The following is a 22,266-nucleotide window of genomic DNA, read 5'->3' on the forward strand; positions in this document are numbered from 1 at the left end:
ATACCATGAAATTAATCATCAAAGGATTGGGGCTGAGTGCTCTTGTGCTCAGCATGTTTGCTCATGCAGATAGCAAAACGTTGAACGTTTATGCATGGGGTGGCTATTTGCCGGAAGCATCGTTAAAAGCGTTTGAAAAACAAGAAGGCATTACGATTAATTATTCGACTTTTGAGAATAATGAATCAATGTACACCAAGCTAAAATTGCTAAAAGGTTCTGGCTACGATGTGGTTTTTGCTTCTGCGTACTTCATTGAAAAAATGGGGCGAGAAGGGCTGCTTTCGAAAATAGATCACGCTCAAGTGCCAAACATGCAAGACACAATGGACGGTTTACTTGGCCAAGCGCACGATCCTAAAAATGATTACTCGCTGCCTTATATTTGGGGCATTACCGGGATCAGCTACAACGAATCCATGGTTGAGCAACCAGTGACCAAATGGGCAGACTTATGGGAGTCTCAATACGAACAACAAGTCATGCTGATTGATGACGTTCGCGATGTGTTCGGTATGGCGCTGAAGAAAAATGGCCATAGCGTGAACACAAAAGACGAAGCAGAAATCGAGCAGGCTTTTGATTCTCTAGTCGCGCTGAAAAACAACGTATTACTGTACAACTCAGATGCGCCGCAAGTCCCTTACGTGTCCGGTGAAACATCGGTCGGCATGCAATGGAACGGCAACGCATTCCAAGGACAGGTTGAAATGCCTGAGCTGAAGTTCGTGATGCCGGAAGAGGGCGCGGTATTGTGGATGGACAACTTCACTATTCCGTCTGGCAGTAAAAACAAAGCATTGGCGCATAAATTTATTAACTTCATGTACCAATCAGAGAACCAAGCGGAAATCGTGACCAGTTTGGGTTATGCGTCGGCAACGAACGCTGGGCGTGACAAATTGCCAGAAGAGTTGAAAAACAACCGTACTATTTTCCCTTCATCAGAAGACTTGAAAAAAGGCGAGTTTATTAATGATGTTGGCGCAGAAACGTTAGCGATTTACGAAAAGTACTGGCAACGTTTAAGAACGCAATAAGCAACGTCTTTGCCTATTGTTAGGCTTAAAATCGTTCAAATTTGGATTCCCCTCATCACGAAAGTGGTGAGGGGAATTTTTTTATAGGTTTTGTATTGCGAGTGTTGCTACGCGGCACGCTTTACGAGGCAGAAGTGCTTTTTACCGCGTTGCAGTAACCAATATTGATCAAACAGTGGGAAGCTTAAACTCGGGTTATCAGCCGCCACTTTTTCACCGTTTACACTGATGGCGTTGTTGCTGATGTGTTCGCGTGCAACACGCTTCGAACTTGCTAAGCCCGACTCAATCAACAGCTCAACCAAATCTTGTTGTGTGCTCTCAATGCTTGGTAAACCATCCAACTCCAACTGTTTTAATTCACCCAAACTCAGTTGTTGCACATTACCGCTGAATAAAGCTTGAGTGATACGCTCGGCACTGGCTAGGCCTTCTTCGCCATGAACAAATCGCGTCATTTCTTCAGCGAGAATACGTTGTGCTTGTGGCTTACCTTGGCTTGCTTGGTCTTGCGCTTCAATGCTGGCAATTTCTTCGCAGCTCAAGAATGTGTAGTAACGCAAGAAGTGGTAAACGTCGGCGTCTTCTGTGCCAAGCCAGAACTGGTAGAACGCGTAAGGAGAGGTTTTGCTAGGATCTAGCCATACTGCACCGCCTTCGGTTTTGCCAAATTTGGTACCATCGGATTTGGTGATCAGCGGCAGAGTTAAGCCAAATACTTGCTCACCATTTTGACGGCGAGTTAAATCGATCCCGCTGACGATGTTTCCCCATTGGTCATTGCCACCGATTTGCAAACGGCAACCGTATCGACGGTTTAGCTCGGCAAAATCGTACGATTGCAGTAGGGCGTAGCTAAATTCGGTGAAGGAGATACCTTGGTCAGGTCGTTGCAGGCGTTGTTTTACCGATTCTCGGTTGACCATAGTATTGATTGAGAAGTGCTTACCCACATCGCGGAAGAAGTCGATCACATTGATCGCTTTCATCCAGTCAGCGTTGTTTACCATGATCATCGGCTTGGCCAGTTGGTGATTCATCAACTGCTGAATTTGATTAGAAAGATCGTTAACCCAGCCTGAGACGATTTCCTCTGAGTTCAGACTGCGCTCAGTCGCTTTAAAGCTTGGGTCGCCAATCATGCCCGTTGCACCGCCAATCAAGGCAACAGCTTGGTGTCCGGCATCTTGAAAGCGCTTAAGCATAATCAAAGGCACGAGGTGGCCGATATGTAAGCTGCCAGCTGTAGGATCGAAGCCGCAGTAAACGGTTTGTGGCTGTGAGAGAAGTGTCTGAATTTCTTCCAAATCGCTGGCTTGTGCAATCAAGCCGCGATCTTGTAAATCTTGCAGTAATGGTGTCGTCATTCTTTTTGTCTGTTTTAGTGGTTGTTACATTCAGACTAAAACGCGACACCTTTTCTCGATATATCCCTTAAGGGACAGTTTTTTATCTTGAATGGAGAATGAGGTGATTGAGGAAAAGCTGGAATAACTCACTCAATGAAGACACATTTAATTGCGAGTAAATTCGCTTTCGATGATTTTTGACCGTGCCTTGAACTAAGTGTAACCGCGCGGCAATTTCTTTGGTGTCAAACCCTTGAGCGAGAAGCGAAGCCACCTCTTGTTCGCGACGGGTGAGTGATTCTACGCCAAACGTTGCTAAAGCTTGCTCAATGGCTAATCGCATACTGCCAGAATAAGCACTCTGTGCAAAAACAGGCTCAGAAAAGGTAAATTCCGTTTGTTTCCAATGCTGCTGACAAAGCGACTGAATTATCGGGAAATAGGGCTTTAGCTTATTGATTTGTTGCTGAGAAAAGTATTTTCCATCAGTCATATATCCGAAGTACAGCATGACCCAACGGCCAGATTCAACTTCGACTAGCATGCTAAGTTCGTCTTTCCACCCTGTTTGATGATAGAACTGCTCGCAGTATGAGGTGAAGTCAACGCCTTTACGCGCCACGTCTTTGAGCGTAAATACGCCTTGTTGCTTTGTCTCGTTTAGTTTGAGAAAAAAAGGGTCATTTTGAAATGAGTCAGTAAGGTAGCGTTGAAAAAGTAACTCTCGCTCGTTCTCAATTGAGTCGTAGAGATAAATAGGATGTTTACCTTCTCGGTAACCTAAAATAACTGCGCAATCAAAATGAAAAAGAGTGCGAATGACACGCATAAGTTTAGGAGTAAAGTTAGGCGTGTTAAGAGCAGAAATTGCTTCTGCTAGCAGATTATTAAAGTTATTGTCAGGCATGGGATACCGAATTGCAGGTGGTTTTGCGCAAGCATAACCAAAAGCAATCCAACGAGAAAGGGAAGTCGCCATCTTCTGGTGACTTCCATAGAGAAAGTTGCGTAAGTGCTCAGTTTTGAGGAATCATATCCCCGTTAACTTATTGATAAGGGTGCATAACAACGGTTTTATTTAAGCGATTAGTTGCTATGCATTACTGCGAGTTAGTGAGCTCTTCGTTAACCCAATATTTAGAACCAGACACGTTAGCATCGATGAGCAAACCTTTAGCGTTCAACTGATAGACGGCGACGCCGCTGTTAAATTGTTTTGAAAGTTGCTCTGAATCTTCGCCCGCAACAGCAGAGGCTTCACTTGTGGCCTCCCATCCTTCGTTGACGAACGTATCAAAGTCTTCTTTGCTCTCAAACAGAACCACTTGTTGGTAAAATTTGCCGCCAGCCCCAAGTGCAACGCCCAAACCAAACATATTCATATAAGTGCGTTCTTCTGTTTCCTTATTCACTGCGACTCCTGACCCTGAGTTGGTGTGAAACAGCAAAGATAATTTACGAGAATCAAAGACCGCGTAGCCGTACGCGTTGTCGTAAATAGCTTTTGCCTCCGGCTTTTCATTAAATAACTTGAGCAAAGCGCTATCTGCCATTAAGTCCACGGCTTGGCGAGCTTCTTCTGGCGTATCGCCTTCCATCAGCTCATCAATTTTTTTGTCGGCAGCATCTATCCATTCTTTGCTTTTCTCGATGCTGGCTTCTGTCCATTCGCCTGCGGTATTGATCGCTTCCTCGGACCAGTTCGTGAAATCTTGCCACGCTTGTTTTGAAAACGCTTTGGTGTCGTCCCAAGCATCTTGTGCAGTATCAGAAACTGCGTCGCCAAGCTCAGACATTTTATTGGAAATTTCATCCCAATCGGCATAAGCAGGGGATGCCAGGAGCATCAATGTAGTAAGGAGTGCGATAGGCTTTTTCATCAAATTCTCTCTGGAGTTATCGATATACCATTCATTTTAGGTCATCAGACTTTGATAATGAAATTGACTAAATGACGAACTTGAGAGAGGAATCACGAACTGATTGTGAAATGACGTGTGAATAACAAAGCCCTCACAAGTGGAGTGTGAGGGCTAGAGTTTATCGTGTGTTACTTGCTGCTAACTTTACCGAGTTTTAACCAAGTATCGATAACCGTATCTGGGTTTAGTGATACAGAGCTAATACCTTGATCCATTAGCCATTCCGCTAAGTCGTCGTGGTCTGATGGGCCTTGACCACAAATACCAACGTATTTGCCTGCTTTTGTTGCCGCATCAATCGCCATCTGAAGCATCACCTTAACCGCTGGGTTGCGCTCATCAAATAGATGTGCAACATCGCCAGAGTCACGATCAAGTCCAAGCGTTAGCTGAGTCATGTCGTTTGAGCCAATCGAGAAGCCATCAAAGTACTTCAAGAACTCATCGGCAAGGACCGCGTTGGATGGCAGTTCGCACATCATGATGACTTTAAGACCCTGATCGCCACGGCGCAGATCAAACTTCGCTAGCAAATCAATCACTGATGCTGCTTCGCTTGGTGTACGCACAAATGGGATCATGATTTCAACGTTTTTCAGACCCATTTCGTTACGAACGCGTTTGATTGCTTGAGTTTCTAGCTCGAAGCAGTCTTCAAACACTGGAGAAATGTAACGAGACGCGCCACGGAAGCCAAGCATTGGGTTTTCTTCATGCGGTTCGTAGGCTTTACCGCCAACCAAGTTGCTGTATTCGTTAGACTTAAAGTCAGACATACGAACAATAACGCGTTTCGGCCAAAATGCCGCAGCAATGGTTGCGATACCTTCTGTCAGTTTGCTTACGTAGAAATCGATAGGATCTTTGTAACCACGAATACGCTGAGTGATTTCTGCTTTTAGCTCATCGCTTTGTGCATCAAAGTTAAGTAATGCTTTCGGATGGATACCAATCATCTTATTGATGATGAATTCAAGACGCGCAAGACCAACACCTTCATTTGGAATTTGTGCGAAGTCAAACGCGCGATCAGGGTTACCCACGTTCATCATGACTTTTGTTGGTAGCAGCGGCAGTTCATCAACAGAAGAGCGTTTTACATCAAACTCAAGTTCACCTTGGTAAACGTAGCCCGTTTCACCTTCTGAACAAGATACGGTCACGGTTGCACCATCGGTTAACTTGCTTGTCGCATCGCCACAGCCAACGATTGCAGGAATACCAAGCTCACGAGCGATGATGGCAGCGTGGCAAGTACGGCCACCACGGTTGGTTACGATTGCAGATGCTTTTTTCATCACTGGTTCCCAATCTGGGTCAGTCATGTCTGTAACTAGCACGTCACCTTCTTGGACTAAAGACATTTGGTCCAGAGAGTCAACCAAGCGAACCACGCCTTTACCGATGCGCTGACCGATTGCACGACCTTCAACCAAAACATCTGCTTTGTTTTGTAGCTCGTAGCGCTCAATCACGTTTTGTTCCGTTTGTGAACATACGGTTTCAGGACGCGCTTGAACAATGTACAGCTTGCCATCAATGCCATCTTTTGCCCATTCAATGTCCATTGGACGCTGATAGTGCTTTTCGATGATCATTGCTTGTTTTGCGAGCTCTTTGATCTCGTCGTCGTTCAATGAGAACGTGTTGCGTTCTTCATCAGAAGTATCAACGATATCAACTTGTTTGCCGATTTCTTGGTTATCTGAGTAGATCATTTTGATCAACTTAGAACCAAATGTTTTCTTAACGATTGGGTGTTCGCCTGCTTCAAGCATTGGCTTGTGAACGTAGAACTCGTCAGGGTTTACTGCACCTTGAACGACCATCTCGCCTAGACCCCATGAAGAGGTGATGAAGACAACTTGGTCGAAACCCGATTCAGTGTCTAGTGTAAACATAACACCCGACGAGGCTTTATCTGAACGCACCATACGTTGGATACCCGCAGATAGCGAAATGCCACGGTGGTCGAACCCTTGGTGAACGCGGTAAGAAATCGCACGGTCGTTAAATAGAGAAGCGTAAACGTGCTTAGTTGCTTCTAGTACTGCGTCGATGCCTTTCACGTTCAAAAACGTTTCTTGCTGACCAGCAAAAGAAGCATCAGGTAGGTCTTCTGCCGTAGCAGATGAACGAACTGCGACTGAAAGCTCAGGATTGCCTTCGATCAGTTCTTGGTAGTTTTCACGAATTTCTTGTTCAAGGTCCGCAGGGAAAGGAGCCTCTAATACCCATTGACGAATGTTTGCACCTGTCTTACGCAGAGCTTCTACATCTTCAACGTCTAGTTCATCGAGTAATTGGTGAATACGCTCATCCAAACCTTCGTGGTCAAGGAATTGGTTAAACGCGTATGAGGTTGTCGCAAAACCATTTGGTACAGAAACGCCTGCGTTTGCGAGGTTAGAAACCATTTCGCCAAGTGAAGCATTCTTACCGCCGACTTTGTCGACATCATCCATGGATAGGCCATTGAACCAGAGGGTGTTCTTTTGCATGTCTTTCTCCAGAAACATTGCAGCTTAGTAGGGGGACTTAAATCGATCTAAACAATCGCATGTTGGCTGTTATTACACGTTGACCATACATTGCTTCATTTAGATTGATATCAAAGGCAAACGATTACGTTCTGGCTGAAAAAAATTCAAAAGAATTTTTAAAGCTGTGGTGAACCTAACTGAAAGCCAAACTGATTTATTAATATTATGTGTACCATCCTACTCAAAAGATTTTGAAAAATTAAACAGAAATGCAAATAAATAACCAAAGTCGTGATGTGTTCTATGTTTCTGACGGTACGGCGATAACATGTGAGACATTAGGGCATGTTGTTCTCGGTCAATTTCCGTTCATTCCTAACGAAAAAACCTTTCCGTTTGTAGAAAGCCAGGACAAAGCTACTGACGTAGTCAAAGAAATTGAAACTTCCTACCAGCGCAATGGCGTCAAACCTCTGGTCTTTTTCTCAATTGTCGTTCCAGAAGTACGTGAAATGCTGCTTGAAGCGCCGGCATACAGTTACGATGTGTTGGAGAGTATTGTGCAGAAAGTGCAAGACGACATTCAGATGGCACCAAAGCCTAAGTTGCAGCGTTCTCGCAGTGTGGGGAAAGATTCCGACACCTATTTTGACCGTATTGCGGCTATTGAATACACATTGGCGCATGATGATGGCATCACGCTAAAAGGGTTGGAACAAGCCGATATTATCCTGCTGGGAGTATCGCGCAGCGGAAAAACGCCGACTAGCTTGTACATGGCGATGCAATTTGGTTTACGTGTTGTGAACTATCCGTTCATTGCGGAAGATGTGAAGATGATGCGTTTGTTGCCTGAGTTTGAGATCCATCGTCATAAGTTGTTTGGGCTGACTATCGATCCCGAGCGCTTGACTGAAATCCGTGAAAATCGTTTGTCTGGAAGTGATTACGCTAGCACAGAGCAGTGCAAGCTGGAGCTAGACACTGTTGAGGCGTTGTTTAGAAGAGAGGCGATCCCATATATCAATACGTCCTCTCTGTCTGTTGAGGAAATTACTACGCGTATTCTGGAAAAAGCAGGAATGAAGCGTCGCTTGTTTGGCTAACAAGAGACGCTCATGTCGCTATGTGTAAGAGGAGGTAAGGTGTGTACCTCCTCTATCGAATGAACCTTAGACAGAATTAATAGTATTGGAACATCTTTTGGATGTCTTGATAGTTTTTGGTCTGAGTCAGTGACAGCATCAGTAAGATACGTGCTTTTTGTGGGTTCAATGTACCAGCGGCAATAAAGCCGTATTTTTCGTCATCAATTTCAGCATCCAAAGTGGTTGAGCCGCTAGGCGTTCGGGAGCTTCTTACAACAACAACGCCATCTTTACTCGCTTTCTCTAGCTCATCAAACACAGTGTGGTACAAGTTACCATTACCGACACCAGCACTTACGATGCCGTCAAACTTCGCATCCACAAAGGCTTTCACTGGCAAATTGGAGGCATTTGCATAGTTATAAACAATACCGACCTTAGGCAACTTAGTAAGCTTTGATACATCGAATGGGGTTTCTGTCGTATGTTTACGCTCTGGGCTTCGTTGATATTTGGCATCGCTATTATGAATGTAGCCGATAGCACCAAAGTTGGGTGACTGGAAAGTGCTGACGGAGGTTGTATTGGTTTTTGTCACATCTCGCGCATCGAAAATCGTGTCATTCATTGCGACTAGCACGCCACGTCCTTCTGAATCTTCATCGGTGGCTGTTACGACTGCATTGTATAAGTTGACTGGTCCATCAGCACTCATTGCGGTGGAAGGACGCATTGCACCAACGATCACGACAGGCTTTGTGCTCTTGACGGTCAGATCAAGGAAGTAAGCGGTTTCCTCTAACGTATCCGTACCATGAGTAATGACGATGCCGTCAACATCATCTTGAGCGAGTAGCTCATTAACTCTTTTCGATAATTTTAGCCACACTTCATCATTCATATCTTGTGAACCGATACTGACCACTTGCTCTCCAGAAATATCGGCAATCTTGGTCATACTCGGCACCGCAGAAATCAATGATTCAACGCCGACTTTACCTGCTGTGTAGTTTGACTCGGTTGCAGATTGACCTGCGCCTGCAATGGTGCCGCCAGTGGCAAGAATTTTAATGTTCGGAAGATCGGATTGCGCGAAAGACAAAGAACTAAGGCACAAACCAAGGGTTATCGTACTGAGGCGGAAAAGATTTTTCGTCATGGGAATCACCTGCTGTTAGGTTGGATGTTGGGGAACTCATCTATCCTAAAAACAGCGGGTTAGATTTTTTGAGTACTAGTTCAACAAATTGCAGATGAAGATCGTGATCAACTAATCACTTAAAGAATATCAAATCAACCAGTTAACCTAATTGACGTGCTTCTTTAACAAGTGAGATGTGCTAGTAACGTGCACAACGTGTTAAGTCCTATAATTTATTGATTTATAAATAAAGGAGGTAGGAGTCTCGTGATGAGGTTATTAAACATGAATTTAGCCGTGCAATTTTCCAAAGTTTACAGTGTAAAAAAAAAGCGGCTTTACCCCGGAACAGATAAAAGCCGCTTGCCAATGATGTGTTAATTCACATCTTATCGCATAATCATTTGTTCACGACCAGGACCCACAGACACCATTTTTACTGGTACGCCCATGAGTTCCTCAATGCGTAGAACGTATTTCTGTGCTGCTACTGGAAGCTCTTCAAACTTACGACAACCTGTGATGTCCTCGCTCCAGCTTTCCATCTTCTCGTAGATTGGCGCAAGAGAGGCAGTTTGAGGCCAGATTGGGTTTTCGCTGTGGTCGCCTTCGTAGCCAACACAGATTTTCAGATCGTTAAGGCCAGTCAAACAGTCTACTTTAGTTAGCGCAATTTCAGTTGCTGCTTGCAGTTCAACACCATTCTTAGTAGCGACTGCGTCGAAGTAGCCCATATCGCGTGGACGACCTGTAGTTGCACCGAACTCGCCTGCAAGTTCGCGGAAAGCATCTTGCTCTTCCATTGCAGTGATCAACGTACCAGTACCTACTGATGAGCTGAATGCTTTTGCAACCGCAATAACGCGCTCAGGGCGAAGTGCCGGAAGACCACTGCCGATACCCGCGTACATTGATACAACGTTAGAAGATGTTGTCCAAGGGTACTCACCGTAAACAAGGTCACGACCTGCGCCAAGCTGTGCTTCGAACAATAGTGTTTTGTCTTTCGCTTGTAGTTCTTTTAGAGGAAGCGTTACGTTGCAAATTGAATCGCGCCAAGGTGCAGAGACTTCTAGCAGCCAGTTCGCCAGTTCTTCAGCGGTTTGTTCAAACTCGAACGTCGGGTAAAGTGAACGCAGTTGCGGCAGTTTCCAATCCATCATGAATTGAAGGCGTTCAACCAATACTTCTGGTTGCTTCAACCAACCAACTAGGATGCCTTTCTTCATTACGCGGTCACCGTAAGCAGGTGCAATACCTTGACGAGTTGAACCGTATGCTTTGTCGCCTAAACGTTGTTCTTCTAGCGTATCTTCTAGTGCGTGTAGAGGTAGACACAGTGTTGCGCGATCTGAGATGCACATATTCACTTTTACGCCTGCTTCTTCAACTTCCGCAATCTCCTGAGACAGCAACGCAGGGCTGATAACCATACCCGGACCTAACACTGCCAAACAGTCTGGGTTGAATACGCCACTTGGTAGCTGGTGCAGCTTAAACGTACCTAGATCGTTAACCACGGTGTGACCCGCGTTGTTACCACCTTGGAAACGAATGCTCGCAGAAGCTTGCTCTGCCAAAAAGTCAACGATGCGGCCTTTGCCTTCATCACCCCAGTTTGCACCCACAACAACGATAGACGACATAATTTAATCTCCAAAAACAGATGCAAAAATCTTAAGACGTTCGCCATAATAAGAGAAATTAATTATACTCATTAACTTGATAAGAATCTCATATCGGAATTGGCAATGTTAGATTTGAACTGGCTGCGAACCTTCGTAACTCTTGCAGAGGTAAAACACTTTGGTAAAACAGCGACGGAACTGCACATGACGCAGCCGAACGTAAGTTTGCATATCAAGCAGTTGGAGCAAGCCACGCGCACGAAATTGATTGAGCGAAATCCCGTGCAGTTGACGCAAGCGGGGAAGCGTTTGTTAGCTACGGCGCAGCGGATGCTCAATGAGCTGCAAATTTGTCAGTCAGATCTCAATGCCATCAACGATCTTACGCAGGGGACGCTTTCTATTGCGGCGAGCGATATTGTTTCACGTTTACTGCTTATCAAACCATTTCAGCAATTCAAAAGTGAATATCCGGGGATCGACTTGGCATTGTTCAACACCACATCTTCTCAAGCGGTGGATTTGGTGAAAAGTGCGCGTGCCGATATCGGCTTTGTTATCGCACAAAAAGAGAGTCAACCGCTGCATTTTACGCCTCTCACGCAGATTCACTGGTGTGCGTTTGGCGATAACATTTTTGAGTGGCAAGACAATCGAAAAGAGAGCCAGACGCTGATCCTGCTAGGGCACGATACTCGAACCCGAGAGCTGATTGATGCGTCTTTACCTGAACTAAATCTGCCTAAGCATCGCGTGATGGAAGTGGGCAGTGTGGAAGCACAAATCGACTGGGCGGAAGCGGGGTTTGGGACTGCTATTGTGCCGGATTTCTCGCTCGATCCGAGATTAAAGCTTTCTCGTGAAGTTACGCCTTTGCCAAGTTTTCCAAACACTGATTTCGGCTACATCGTGCGTCAAAATCAGGTGTTATCCAAAGCGGCAAAACAGTTGTTGGCTTGGGTTGGCGAGAATGTGTCGGTGGTTGAGGGCTAAGGCGATGAAAGAAAAAGCCATGAAAGAAACGAAGATTACGATTTCGCTCCCATCCTTGATTCACCGTATTGGGGGTGACCATGCCAAGCGAGCGAAAACACTCGCAGCAGAAAAACAGTGCGATCTTAAGAGAATTAGACGATCTCGTCACTGGCAAATCTCAGGCGAGGCTTTGGATGTAAAAGCGTTTTTAGAGCATCTCAAAAACGAAGAAGCAGAGACGATGCGATTTGCGATCAACAAGATCGAACAAGCTCTACTTGCTCACCAAGACAAATTGGAACCTTTGGACGTGAAGTTGATACGTTTGGTGAGACAAAACCCAAACATCACCTTAGCGGAGCTGATGGCTGAAACGAACTGCACGTTAGTTCAAGCTCGCACGGCACGATTTGATGCTGAGTTGCTTTAAGATCGGTTTGTGGTTTACTCACTTTATTAACAGATGTTAGGGTACCGATCAAAATCACTCACTAAGACCATTTTATTATGGATATTTGGCAGCTTCTCCTTTTTATTCCTGCTTGCTTTGCTCTCAATATGGCTCCTGGCCCAAACAATTTATTGGCAATGAATAATGCGCGTTGTTACGGCTTTAGGGCCGCGTTTACGGCCAGTTTAGGCAGAATTGCTGCTTTTTCAGCGATGATTGCGTTGTCTGCATCAGGTCTGGCTGTGATTTTGTATACGTCAGAAATGCTATTCTTGGCAATAAAGTTGGTAGGGGCGTTGTATCTACTGTGGATTGCGTTCAACCTTTGGCGTTCAGAGTCCAGCCCGATCTCTGACTTGGACAATTCGCGCAATTACGCAGGACTTGCGAAGCAAGAATTTACGCTTGCTGCTGGCAACCCGAAAGCGATACTTATTTTTACTGCATTCTTGCCGCAATTTGTTGATGCCAATGCCAACGTTCAAGAGCAGTTTTTTGCCCTTGGCTCCACGTTTTTGATATTAGAAATGGTCGCCATTTCAATCTATGCCATCTTTGGTTTGTACTTGAGACACTGGTTTTCAAATCCAAAAATGGCGAAACGTTTCAATCGCGGATGTTCGTTGTTTTTAGCCGCATCAGGTGCGAATTTGCTACTAAGTAAGCAATAACAACACATCATCTCTGTAGATTATTTTTCTATAAAAAAAGCCGCTGATGTTACATCAACGGCTCTTTTCGTTGATGCATCGATTAATTTATTGTTACCACATCAAATCGTCAGGCACGACGAAATCTGCGTATGGATCGTCTTCTGCTGGAATGTCCGATTCAGGTTCTTTTTGTTCGATGATGACGGACTCATCACGTTGAGCAATTTTATTCGCTACTCCACGTGGAATGACAACATAGCTTTCACCAACAATTGCGATTGCCAAAATACCTTTGATCAACTGCTCGCGGATAAGTGAATCTACATAAAGTGATTTCACTAGCGTACCGTGAGTGAAGTTGTATTTGATGTCGCCATCTTTTAAGTCGATCTTGTTCACCTCAATCAATTGATTGATCTGCGCTTTGATCTCTTTATTTAATCGCTCAGCATTTTGTTGCTCGCTCAATTGTTTATCACGCTCTAACTGTTGGCGTTTATTCTCTTCAACCGCCGCTTTTACTTCGCGTGCTTGAACGCGTGATTTTTTAGAGCCTTTCTTCGCTTTCTTTAGTTTCTTTTCATTAACTAAGCCAGCTTTCAGCATTTGTTCTTGAAGGGTAAGTTTTGCCATGTTTTATCCAGTTAGTGCGCAATTTGGGGCATTTTACCCACTATTGCCACTTGTAGTAAATAATAGTGCTTTCTATGGGTCTAAAATGTTTGGTTGGCTTGTTATCTCTTTAATGGAAAGTGCAAAGCGGGCCTTCTCCAAAGCCCGCGAGCATTACTGAAATCTAGGTGGGTTATGGCTGCCACTGTTTAGATGTGACGAGGTTATCCATCACTTTGTTTACCGCTTGATGCGCTTTGTCGACAATGGTGTCTATATCGTTGCGATTCGCGATAAGCGGTGGAGCAAAACCGAGGATGTCACCATGTGGCATAGCGCGAGCGATTAAGCCTTGCTCTAAACAGGCCGCCGCGATTTGCGGGCCTACTTTCAAGTTTGGATCAAAGTGTGCACGGCGGAGCTTGTCTGAAGAAAACTCCAACGCATGCAACAAGCCAACGCCACGAGTATCACCGACCAATGGATGATCGCTAAACGTCTCCGCCATGCGTTGCTGCAAGTAAGCGCCGACTTCGGCCGCGTTTTTTACCAAGCCTTCACGTTCAATGATATCGAGGTTGCAGTTCGCGGCTGCCGCTCCCATTGGGTGACCAGAGTAGGTATAACCGTGTCCGATAGCGCCCCATTGGTCGGTGCCGTTTTCTAGCACACTCCAAACTCGTTCACCGACGATCACGCCAGACAGCGGTTGATACGCTGAGGTTAACCCTTTCGCTACCGTGATGAGATCTGGTTTCATGTCGTAGTGCAGTGAGCCAAAATCGGAGCCGAGGCGACCAAAGCCACACACCACTTCATCCGCAATCAAGAGTACATCGTATTTGTCGAGCACTTTGCGAATCGCCTGCCAGTACCCTGCTGGTGGTGGCACAATACCGCCAGTACCGAGCACTGGTTCTGCAATCATTGCTGCTACCGTTTCTGGGCCTTCTTCCAAGATCATCGCTTCGAGTTGATCTGCGCAATATTGAGAGAATTCGAGCTCAGACATACTCTCGTCTTCACGGCGATAATAATATGGCGCGATGGTGTGTTTGATACGCTCAAGTGGTAAATCAAAATGGGCGTGGAACAGCGGCAAACCTGTCATTGAACCGGACGCAATACTTGAACCATGGTAGCCGCGGTCACGCGAAATGATTTTTTTCTTCTCTGGTAGACCACGAGCATTGTTGTAATACCATACCAACTTAAGTTGAGTTTCGTTCGCATCGCTGCCTGACATGCCGTAGTAAACTTTGCTCATGCCTTCAGGCGCCATTTTGATGATGCGATCTGACAGTGTCACGAGCGCTTCGTTCGTATGACCGACGTACGTGTGGTAGTACGCCAGTTCTTTGGCTTGCTCATAAATCGCATCGGCCATTTCGGTCCTGCCATAGCCAATGTTTACACAATACAACCCGGCAAAGCCGTCTATCAGCTCGATGCCTTCTGAATCGGTGATGCGTATTCCGCTTCCGCTCGAGATAATTCTTCCCGGAAGCTCCCCGGCCGCATACTGCTTCAGGTGGGTTGAGGCATGAAATACTCTCTGACGATCGATCTCTAAAAGTTGTTGGGTTTTGTTACTCATGATCCTTCTCCTCGAATAATTGGATATCCATATTTCGTGTCTCAACTGCCACTGACGGTTGGTAAAGCGCCTAAGCAGCAGTATTTGATTTCGCTGTATTCTTCAAATCCGTGACGGCTTCCTTCTCGTCCAAGACCAGACTGTTTCACGCCGCCGAATGGGATAGGGTGCCCTGTCATTTTGACGGAGTTCACGCTCACCATGCCAAACTCCAAACCGCGCATGCAGTGCCAAATTTGGTGAATATCGTGACCATAAACATAGGCAGCTAAGCCGTACTCAGTGTCGTTGCTCATTTCAATCACGGTATCTAAGTCTTGGTAAGGCAATACGCCTGCCACAGGACAAAAATTCTCTTCGCGATACACCGCCATTTCAGGGGTTACATCGGCTAGCAATGTCGGCGCGAAGAAGTTTTCGCCTGGTACGGGCTGGTGGTATCCCGCTACCAATCGCGCGCCTTTGTCGAGCGCGTCATGCACCAAATCATGCGCTTTATCCACCGCAGTGCGATTAATAAGTGGTCCCATGGTGGTTTTTTCGTCTAAGCCATCGCCCAAAACGATGTGGCTCATTTCTTTGGCAAACGCTTCCAAAAACGCTTCGTACTTATCGTCAGGGACGAATATACGGTTTGCGGCCAAGCAGTCTTGTCCTGCGGTTTGAAACTTCGCATCCACGGCGGCTTTGGCTGCTTGCTCGACATCCATATCTGGCAGCACGATGAAAGGGGCGTTACCACCTAGCTCCATACTGCACTTCTTCACGGTTTGTGCCGCGTCGCGTAGCAATAGTTTGCCTACTCGAGTTGAGCCTGTGAACGAGAGCGCTTTGACTTTATCGGAGTGACACAAGGCTTGTGACACCATCACCGCATCGCCAGTGATCACGTTAAAGACACCAGGTGGAAAGCCAGCTCGGTCTGCTAACTCTGCCAACGCTAACGCAGAAAAAGGCGTTTCACTGGCGGGCTTAATGAGCACCGGACAGCCTATTGCTAGTGCGGCAGCGGCTTTGCGTGTGATCATGGCATTAGGAAAGTTCCATGGCGTAATCAGTGCTGCGACACCAATCGGCTCGCGCACGGTTGATAGCTGCGCATTCGGAATATGACTTGGGATGGTTTCACCATAGCTGCGGCGTGCTTCTTCGGCAAACCAACGAACAAAGGATGCGCCGTAGTCAATCTCACCTACAGCATCACCTAGTGTTTTTCCTTGCTCCATCACCATCAAATGAGCAAGATCTTGCTTTGATTCTAGAATCAGGTCGTGCCAACGCATGAGAATTTCAGCGCGCTCTTCTGCTTGCATTTTTCGCCATTGACGAAAGGCTTGGTCGGCTTCATCAATCGCTTGATAGAGTTGTTGCTGAGATAGCTTAGTGATGTAACCGATGACCGTGCCATCTGCTGGATTATCCACCGGATGAAATTGATCACCACTTACCCATTTGCCATTCACGTACGCTAAACCTCTCACCAAACGTACGTCTTTCATTATCGCCATCATGTCGTGCGAGGCTTTTAATTCTTCAGCGTGTAAGCTGTGCAGTGCTGTCATGAGTCCTTCTCCCAGCATCGTTGTCCATAATGAAACTGTAATGGAGAAGTGACCGAAATAATTTCTGATACCGAGGTTTAAAACGTCAGAACTTTCTTTTTAGTGCCGTTAAATATGGTGTTTTTTCTGTTCACGCCTGATACGCATTTTCCCTTTTATAACAAAGCGTTTTGGTTTACTTCGAATGTGCCCGCATCACGTTTGATTGTTTTTGTCACAATGTAAGTAAAGTAGCGCTCAATGCCCACATCTGAGTCTAACCAGTTGTCGATAAGCCGCTGATATTGGTCGATATCTTCTGACTGAATTTTAAGGATGTAATCGATACCACCGCCCGTGGCATAGCAATCAGTGACTTCTGGTGAATGTTGAACCAGTTGCTCGAAGCGTTTGAACGCTTGGGCGTTGTGTTCTTTGAGCGTAACTTCAACCATAACCGACGTTCGTTTGAACAAAATATCGGTATTTACTTTTGCTCCGTAACCTTCAATGATGCCTGCTTCTTCCAGTTTTTTGACGCGCTCCCAGCAAGGGCTCACGGATAGGTTGATGGCCTCGGCAAGGTGAGATTTGGTGATACGACCATTATCATGAAGTATTTGTAGAATTTTTACGTCGTAGCGATCGAGGCGCATTATGAGTCTCCCTGTTGAATACTAATCATTTCATAAAGGCTGATGACTGGTCGCTGTTATAAGGTGCTTTCCAGTTTGCTTCTGGTATGCCATTTGTTTTGATTTCTTTAGTTGGCTTTTCAATCAGCCTATCTCGCCGCAGTCTTCGGCTATAACTGCGATAGTGTCACCGATATTCACCATAGCAGGAAAACGACGTGCCGCGAAAATACCATTGCGCTGTGACTTGTACTCAACGGGGGCGGTACCTGTGCGCTCGGTCGAGAAGATTCTCACTAATACATCTCCCTTTTTGACGGTATCGCCAAGATCAAATAAGTATTCTGTGATGCCGTGGTGCTGGCTTTGCACATAACAACTTGCATCAGGCATATCTAATAACTTAGTTGGTTGGGTTGGTTGTTCGTAGTCACCGGGCAAGTTGCCTGAGAAGCGTAAGAAGTTGCGAATGCCACGGTCGGAATAAGCGATGGTTTCTGGAGTGCTGGTTCCGCCTCCTCTTAGTTCGGTGGTAACAAAGATTTTTCCCTGAGACTCCACGGCAGTGTCATACAGGCTGGTGGCGTCCATTTCGAGCAAGATCATGGTGTAAGGTGCGCCAAACAGTTTTGCACCTAATATGCAGGCTTCTTCTTGATCGAGATTGTCGAGACGATGGGCAGCGGCGAACGGCACGATATCTAACGTTTTACCACCTGAGTGAATGTCTAACGCAAAATCGCACTTAGGAACTAGGTAACGAGTAAAATAATCCGCAATTTTCTCGGTCACTGTGCCTATGGGGTTGCCGGGAAAGCTGCGATTTAAATTCCCTTTATCGATAAACGACGTACGTGAGGCATTTTGTACCGCAGGTAAGTTCATCATGGGTACAATAATGACACGACCTTGGATTTGATCTGCCTGAAGCGAGTTCGTCAATTTTAGCAGGCTGGTGATGCCTTCGTATTCGTCTCCGTGATTACCGCCAGTAAGCAGTGCGGTTGGTCCGTGACCATTTTTGATCACGGTGATAGGTATCATAATACTGCCCCAAGCGGAGTCGTCATGTGAATAGGGCAGCGTTAAAAAGCCGTGCTGTACACCTTCTCGGTCAAAGTCTATGGTGGCTGTGATCGAGCTTTTTTGCATATCAAGTCCTTTTAGTTCTCAGACCTGGCTCAACAGAGCTTAAGGTTTGAAAAATTAGTGTTTAACAAATAAGTGGCGTGGAAAATCACACAATGTTTTTGCTCCATCATGGGTAATGACGATACTTTCCGTTGTTTCTAACCCCCAATCTTTGAACCACAGCCCCGGCATAAAATGGAATGTCATACCTTCTCTCAAGATGGTTTTATCGGTGTCTCGCAAACTCATGGTTCGTTCCCCCCAATCTGGCGGGTAGCTCAAACCTATTGGATAGCCACAACGGGCGCCTTCGCGTGAGAATCCCGCTTTATCGAGAACCTGGTTTAGTGCATTGGCGATGTCGGCGCAGGTATTTCCGGGCTTTGCCACTTTCAAGCCCGCTTCAAGTCCTAGAGTTAGGGCTTCGTCGGCTCGTTTAAACTTGTCGTCAGGCTCGCCAAGAAAAATAGTGCGTGAGAGTGGGCAATGGTAACGGCGGTGCGCCCCTGCGATTTCAAAAAACGTCCCTTCGCCTTTCTTGAAGGGTCTGTCATCCCAAGTCAGGTGAGGTGCGGAAGCATCAGAACCTGATGGCAAAAGCGGCACAATCGCGGTGTAATCGCCAAAGTGGTCTTCATGCCCGAGCACGGCTTGGCGGTTAATCTCGGCAACAAGGTGGTGTTTCGGTAATCCAGGTTCAATCATGTCGAACGCGACGCGGTGCATATTTTCAACAATGCGAGCGGCACGGTACATGTACGCCAGTTCTTGATCGGATTTAACGGCGCGGCACCAGTTGACTAGTCCAGTTGCATCGAGAAGTTGAGCATTCGGTAGGTGCGTAGTGAGTGATTCGTAAGCGGTGGCGCTAAAGTAATAGTTATCTTTTTCTACGCCGATGCGACCACGATCCCAAAGGCGCGGAGCCAGTACGGCTTCGACTAGGAAATCCATCGGGTGTAACGGCGGGTTCATTACATAATGGTCTGGATAGTAGGTAATGTTTTCTGCCGACATATACGCAGTCCTGTATGCTCCGTTGGCATCTTGGCAGCGTCCAAACCAAACAGGTTCATCAGATGGACCAACAACGACACATTGTGGCACGTAAAAAGACCACCCATCATAGCCTGTCAGCCACGCCATGTTAGAAGGGTCATGAATGATAAGGACATCCAATTCTCTTTCTTCCATCGATTGCCGAACTTTCGTTAACCGATCCTGGAACTCATCCAGTGTAAAATGCAAAGCAACGCCTCTCATATTTTCTCCTTGTTAGAAATCCGACGCCTTATGGGCCTTCGGAGACGCTGAGGTATTTCTACCTTCTACCAGCTAGCCAGATCTGCGTTAAAAATGATTGCAATTTACCTCTGGGGTTGTATTTGGATTGAACGATGCTGTTTAACATGTTTGTTTAACCCATACATTTCATGTCAATCATTACAATTGTGGTTTATTTTTGTGCATTTCACCTCATTTTGTGAGTTAAAGTTCGCTGTTTGTTAAATGGAAGTTACAATGAGCGTTAAAAATGAATCAATTAAAATATTGTGTCATGACAATTTCTTTGAACCCGATCATTCGGCCAGGCACCGCTAAATACATCTCCATTGGTAACTATCTTGTCGAATGTGTCCGCAGTGGTTATCTAAAACCGGGGACTCGATTACCCACACATCGTGAGTTTGCAGAGCAAATTGGCGTCAGCGTACAAACGGTGAGCCATGCATATGGTTATGCAGAGAAAAAAGGGGCGATCGAGTCTTGGGTTGGGAATGGTACTTTTGTCAAATCAGGTTTTGTGGATGAAAGTACGGACACGGAGTTCATGCTGACACAAGAGATGAAAGAAACGCCGGATGAAATTGATATGTCGATTGCACATCCAGTGGTGACCGATCGCCACATTACGCTTTTTAATCAGGCGTTAATGGAGATTGCTGGGCAAACAAACAATCGTGGTTTGATCAGTAAAGCAAAGCCGGTAACAGGTCAGCCTCATCATATTGAGTCAGGGGCACGATTTCTAAGTAGCCAAGGGCTGGATGTGGGTGCCGATCAGATATTACTCACAAATGGTGCATGCCATGGTTTAACGTTGGCTTTAAGCACAGTTGTTGAACACGGTGATTTAGTTGCTTGTGGTCACTTGGTTGATCATGGCTTGATCTCTCGCTCGAGAATGCTTGGATTTAAGTTGCAACCACTTGAAATGGATGAGTTTGGTATAACGCCGGATGCATTTGAATGGGCATGTAAACACAAACCAATCAAGGTATTGTGTTGCACACCTAGCATGGCTAACCCGACTAGTGCGCATATGGATCTTGCACGCCGAGAGGCGATAGCGAATATTGCGCAGCAATACGACATCTATGTCATTGAAGATGACGTGTATGGAGCACTAGAACCTAACCGTGTCCCACCCCTTGCCACATTGTTACCCGAACAAGCTTTCTATGTAACCAGTTTAACCAAAGTTGTAGCGCCAGGCATGCGCACTGGCTATCTGACGGTCCCACGTCATTTTTTGCAGCACGCGATTGGTCGTTTAGCCGCAACGAGTTGGTCTGCGACTCCATTACCATTTGAAGTTGCTCATTTGTGGATCGAGAACGGTACGTTAAATCGACTTATTCGCTTTCAAGTCAATGAGTTTGCTAAGCGACAACGAATAGCAAAAGCCGCTTTAGAAGGGCATGTTTATAGCTCGCACCCGAATGGACAGCACATTTGGTTGAGACTACCCGAGCAGTGGAATAGCGATGACCTGGTTGCTTCGGCAAAGCGTTCAGGGGTGCAGATTACGGGATATAAACCGTTTGTTCTCGATACAAATCAGCCAATGCCTTACGTGCGAATCAGTTTGGGAGCAGAAACAAACCGAGGCTACATCAAACACGGGTTATCTGTGATTGCTGAAATTCTCGATACCAACCCTCCCACCTCACACTTTTTGGTCTGAGCGATAGGTTATTTATGCTTTTATCTGATGGGCTTAAACGTTTGTAACTGAGTTTTTTCTTGTCGCCATTGTCTCGGCGATTTCCCCGTCCAACGGCGAAAGTGGCGGCTGAATACCGCAGTTTCTGCATAGCCCAGTTGCAACGCGATATCGGTAATACTCTGAATATTCTCACTTAAACGCTGCTCGGCGAAATCCTGACGCACTTGCTGCAGTAGCTGTCGATAACTCGTGCCCTGCTGCTTTAGCTTGCTTTGCAGCATTCTCGGGTGTAAATCCAATGCTCTGGCGACACGCTCCACGCTGCATTCTCCGGTCGATAGCAAACGGCCAATCATGTTTGCTGCTTGGTCACTGAGATTGTTGGGGTAACGGGTTTGCAGCTCTTTGAGGTGCTGTTGAAAATGGCGCTCTAGTGCGTCTTCATCTTGGTGGTTCTTAGCGTTAAGCAGAGTCGCTTTAAGTAGGATACCGTCAAACTTATCACCGAAACGCAGTTTGTTCTGCTGGGCAAACTTGCTTTTTTCTACTTCCAATGTTGCGTGTTGAGTCAAATGTAGCGCGAAGTGACTTGCTTCAATATCAAGCAGACTGGCAATAAACATCGCCAGATGCGACACACTGAGCTGCATCAACTGCGCGATACCTCGTTCGCTGTGCACATCAATATTGAGCGACAACCGTACCCAATCATCTTGTGGCGTCATGTTGAGAGTGACCCCTGACGAATGCAGATAGAGAAAATCATTCACCCGCGCCAAGGCTTCACCGACCGTTTGCGCCCGGGAAACCAGCATTGGTAAGTCTCCCAAGCTCTGTAGGTTTTGACGCTCGGCGAGCAACACGCCAAACAGCGGTTGCTGACAACGAGCAGCCGCTTCCTCCAGCAATTCAGCCAGCCTAGGGTAGGCGAGATACGTATCGGGATTGCGAAACTGCGCCGCAGACAGCCCGACGGCAGCCATAATCTCAACCGGATTCTGCCCCAGTTCGGAAACCAAGTTATCAAATTTATCGGCAGCGCCACTTCGTACGATATACATGTCTCGATT

General features: G+C 46.2%; 19 protein-coding genes. 6 read left to right on the plus strand and 13 right to left on the minus strand.

The window, feature by feature from the left end:
• The first annotated feature begins 5 nt into the window (after positions 1–5).
• Positions 6–1,040 (plus strand): ABC transporter substrate-binding protein, encoded by a 1,035-nt coding sequence (locus R7F07_RS03645; protein ID WP_054730624.1) that lies wholly within the window; start codon positions 6–8, stop codon positions 1,038–1,040.
• A 107-nt stretch (positions 1,041–1,147) separates the two neighbouring features.
• Here R7F07_RS03645 and tyrS read toward each other — a convergent pair whose 3' ends face one another.
• The 4 genes from tyrS to ppsA form a co-directional block, all read right to left on the minus strand.
• A complete protein-coding gene (gene tyrS / locus R7F07_RS03650) occupies positions 1,148–2,407 on the minus strand; it encodes a tyrosine--tRNA ligase (RefSeq protein WP_171342639.1) in 1,260 nt (419 codons plus the stop codon).
• Positions 2,408–2,489: 82 nt separating this feature from the next.
• A complete protein-coding gene (locus tag R7F07_RS03655; protein ID WP_021707696.1) occupies positions 2,490–3,296 on the minus strand; it encodes a response regulator transcription factor in 807 nt (268 codons plus the stop codon).
• Between the two features lie 193 nt (positions 3,297–3,489).
• Positions 3,490–4,269, minus strand: a complete 780-nt coding sequence (locus R7F07_RS03660) for a hypothetical protein (protein ID WP_005373824.1) — start codon at positions 4,267–4,269, stop codon at positions 3,490–3,492.
• A gap of 170 nt (positions 4,270–4,439) precedes the next feature.
• Positions 4,440–6,812 (minus strand): phosphoenolpyruvate synthase, encoded by a 2,373-nt coding sequence (ppsA, locus tag R7F07_RS03665; protein ID WP_005373822.1) that lies wholly within the window; start codon positions 6,810–6,812, stop codon positions 4,440–4,442.
• A 251-nt stretch (positions 6,813–7,063) separates the two neighbouring features.
• Between ppsA and R7F07_RS03670 the strand changes: the two genes are divergently transcribed.
• Complete coding sequence (locus tag R7F07_RS03670; RefSeq protein ID WP_005373820.1) at positions 7,064–7,900, plus strand: pyruvate, water dikinase regulatory protein; 837 nt, start codon at positions 7,064–7,066, stop codon at positions 7,898–7,900.
• 76 nt (positions 7,901–7,976) lie between these two features.
• On the opposite strand, the gene ansB is transcribed toward R7F07_RS03670, so the two are convergent.
• Positions 7,977–9,041 carry an L-asparaginase 2 gene (ansB, locus tag R7F07_RS03675; protein WP_171342638.1) on the minus strand — a complete coding sequence of 355 codons (1,065 nt, stop codon included), beginning with the start codon at positions 9,039–9,041 and terminating at the stop codon, positions 7,977–7,979.
• A gap of 371 nt (positions 9,042–9,412) precedes the next feature.
• On the minus strand, positions 9,413–10,669 hold the full coding sequence (locus R7F07_RS03680) for an adenylosuccinate synthase (RefSeq protein WP_171342637.1): 1,257 nt from the start codon (positions 10,667–10,669) through the stop codon (positions 9,413–9,415).
• Positions 10,670–10,774: 105 nt separating this feature from the next.
• On the opposite strand from R7F07_RS03680, the gene R7F07_RS03685 reads away from it, so the two are divergent.
• The 3 genes from R7F07_RS03685 to R7F07_RS03695 all read left to right on the plus strand — a co-directional run bounded on the left by R7F07_RS03685 (position 10,775) and on the right by R7F07_RS03695 (position 12,748).
• Positions 10,775–11,644 carry a LysR family transcriptional regulator gene (locus R7F07_RS03685; RefSeq protein WP_005373812.1) on the plus strand — a complete coding sequence of 290 codons (870 nt, stop codon included), beginning with the start codon at positions 10,775–10,777 and terminating at the stop codon, positions 11,642–11,644.
• A gap of 19 nt (positions 11,645–11,663) precedes the next feature.
• A complete protein-coding gene (locus tag R7F07_RS03690; protein ID WP_017819813.1) occupies positions 11,664–12,056 on the plus strand; it encodes a ribosome recycling factor family protein in 393 nt (130 codons plus the stop codon).
• 77 nt (positions 12,057–12,133) lie between these two features.
• Positions 12,134–12,748, plus strand: a complete 615-nt coding sequence (locus R7F07_RS03695) for a LysE family translocator (protein ID WP_017633575.1) — start codon at positions 12,134–12,136, stop codon at positions 12,746–12,748.
• Positions 12,749–12,841: 93 nt separating this feature from the next.
• On the opposite strand, the gene R7F07_RS03700 is transcribed toward R7F07_RS03695, so the two are convergent.
• The 6 genes from R7F07_RS03700 to doeA all read right to left on the minus strand — a co-directional run bounded on the left by R7F07_RS03700 (position 12,842) and on the right by doeA (position 19,509).
• Positions 12,842–13,363 carry a DUF2058 domain-containing protein gene (locus R7F07_RS03700; protein ID WP_005387057.1) on the minus strand — a complete coding sequence of 174 codons (522 nt, stop codon included), beginning with the start codon at positions 13,361–13,363 and terminating at the stop codon, positions 12,842–12,844.
• Between the two features lie 172 nt (positions 13,364–13,535).
• The gene (locus R7F07_RS03705) at positions 13,536–14,939 is read right to left on the minus strand and encodes an aspartate aminotransferase family protein (protein WP_017633577.1); all 1,404 of its coding nucleotides are present in this window, start codon (positions 14,937–14,939) and stop codon (positions 13,536–13,538) included.
• A gap of 41 nt (positions 14,940–14,980) precedes the next feature.
• Positions 14,981–16,501, minus strand: a complete 1,521-nt coding sequence (locus tag R7F07_RS03710) for an NAD-dependent succinate-semialdehyde dehydrogenase (RefSeq protein WP_171342636.1) — start codon at positions 16,499–16,501, stop codon at positions 14,981–14,983.
• A gap of 155 nt (positions 16,502–16,656) precedes the next feature.
• Complete coding sequence (locus R7F07_RS03715; protein WP_005387046.1) at positions 16,657–17,136, minus strand: Lrp/AsnC family transcriptional regulator; 480 nt, start codon at positions 17,134–17,136, stop codon at positions 16,657–16,659.
• 123 nt (positions 17,137–17,259) lie between these two features.
• Positions 17,260–18,267 (minus strand): N(2)-acetyl-L-2,4-diaminobutanoate deacetylase DoeB, encoded by a 1,008-nt coding sequence (gene doeB / locus R7F07_RS03720; RefSeq protein WP_005373782.1) that lies wholly within the window; start codon positions 18,265–18,267, stop codon positions 17,260–17,262.
• Positions 18,268–18,321: 54 nt separating this feature from the next.
• Entirely contained in the window at positions 18,322–19,509 is a 1,188-nt protein-coding gene (gene doeA / locus R7F07_RS03725; protein WP_005373780.1) for an ectoine hydrolase DoeA, read from the minus strand.
• A 271-nt stretch (positions 19,510–19,780) separates the two neighbouring features.
• Between doeA and R7F07_RS03730 the strand changes: the two genes are divergently transcribed.
• Positions 19,781–21,214 carry a PLP-dependent aminotransferase family protein gene (locus R7F07_RS03730; RefSeq protein ID WP_080996812.1) on the plus strand — a complete coding sequence of 478 codons (1,434 nt, stop codon included), beginning with the start codon at positions 19,781–19,783 and terminating at the stop codon, positions 21,212–21,214.
• A gap of 20 nt (positions 21,215–21,234) precedes the next feature.
• On the opposite strand, the gene R7F07_RS03735 is transcribed toward R7F07_RS03730, so the two are convergent.
• Positions 21,235–22,257, minus strand: a complete 1,023-nt coding sequence (locus R7F07_RS03735) for a helix-turn-helix transcriptional regulator (RefSeq protein WP_138940058.1) — start codon at positions 22,255–22,257, stop codon at positions 21,235–21,237.
• Between the last annotated feature and the right edge of the window lie 9 nt (positions 22,258–22,266).

The sequence above is a fragment of the Vibrio sp. YT-16 genome, from assembly GCF_033337405.1.
Taxonomy (GTDB): Bacteria; Pseudomonadota; Gammaproteobacteria; order Enterobacterales; family Vibrionaceae; genus Vibrio; species Vibrio alginolyticus.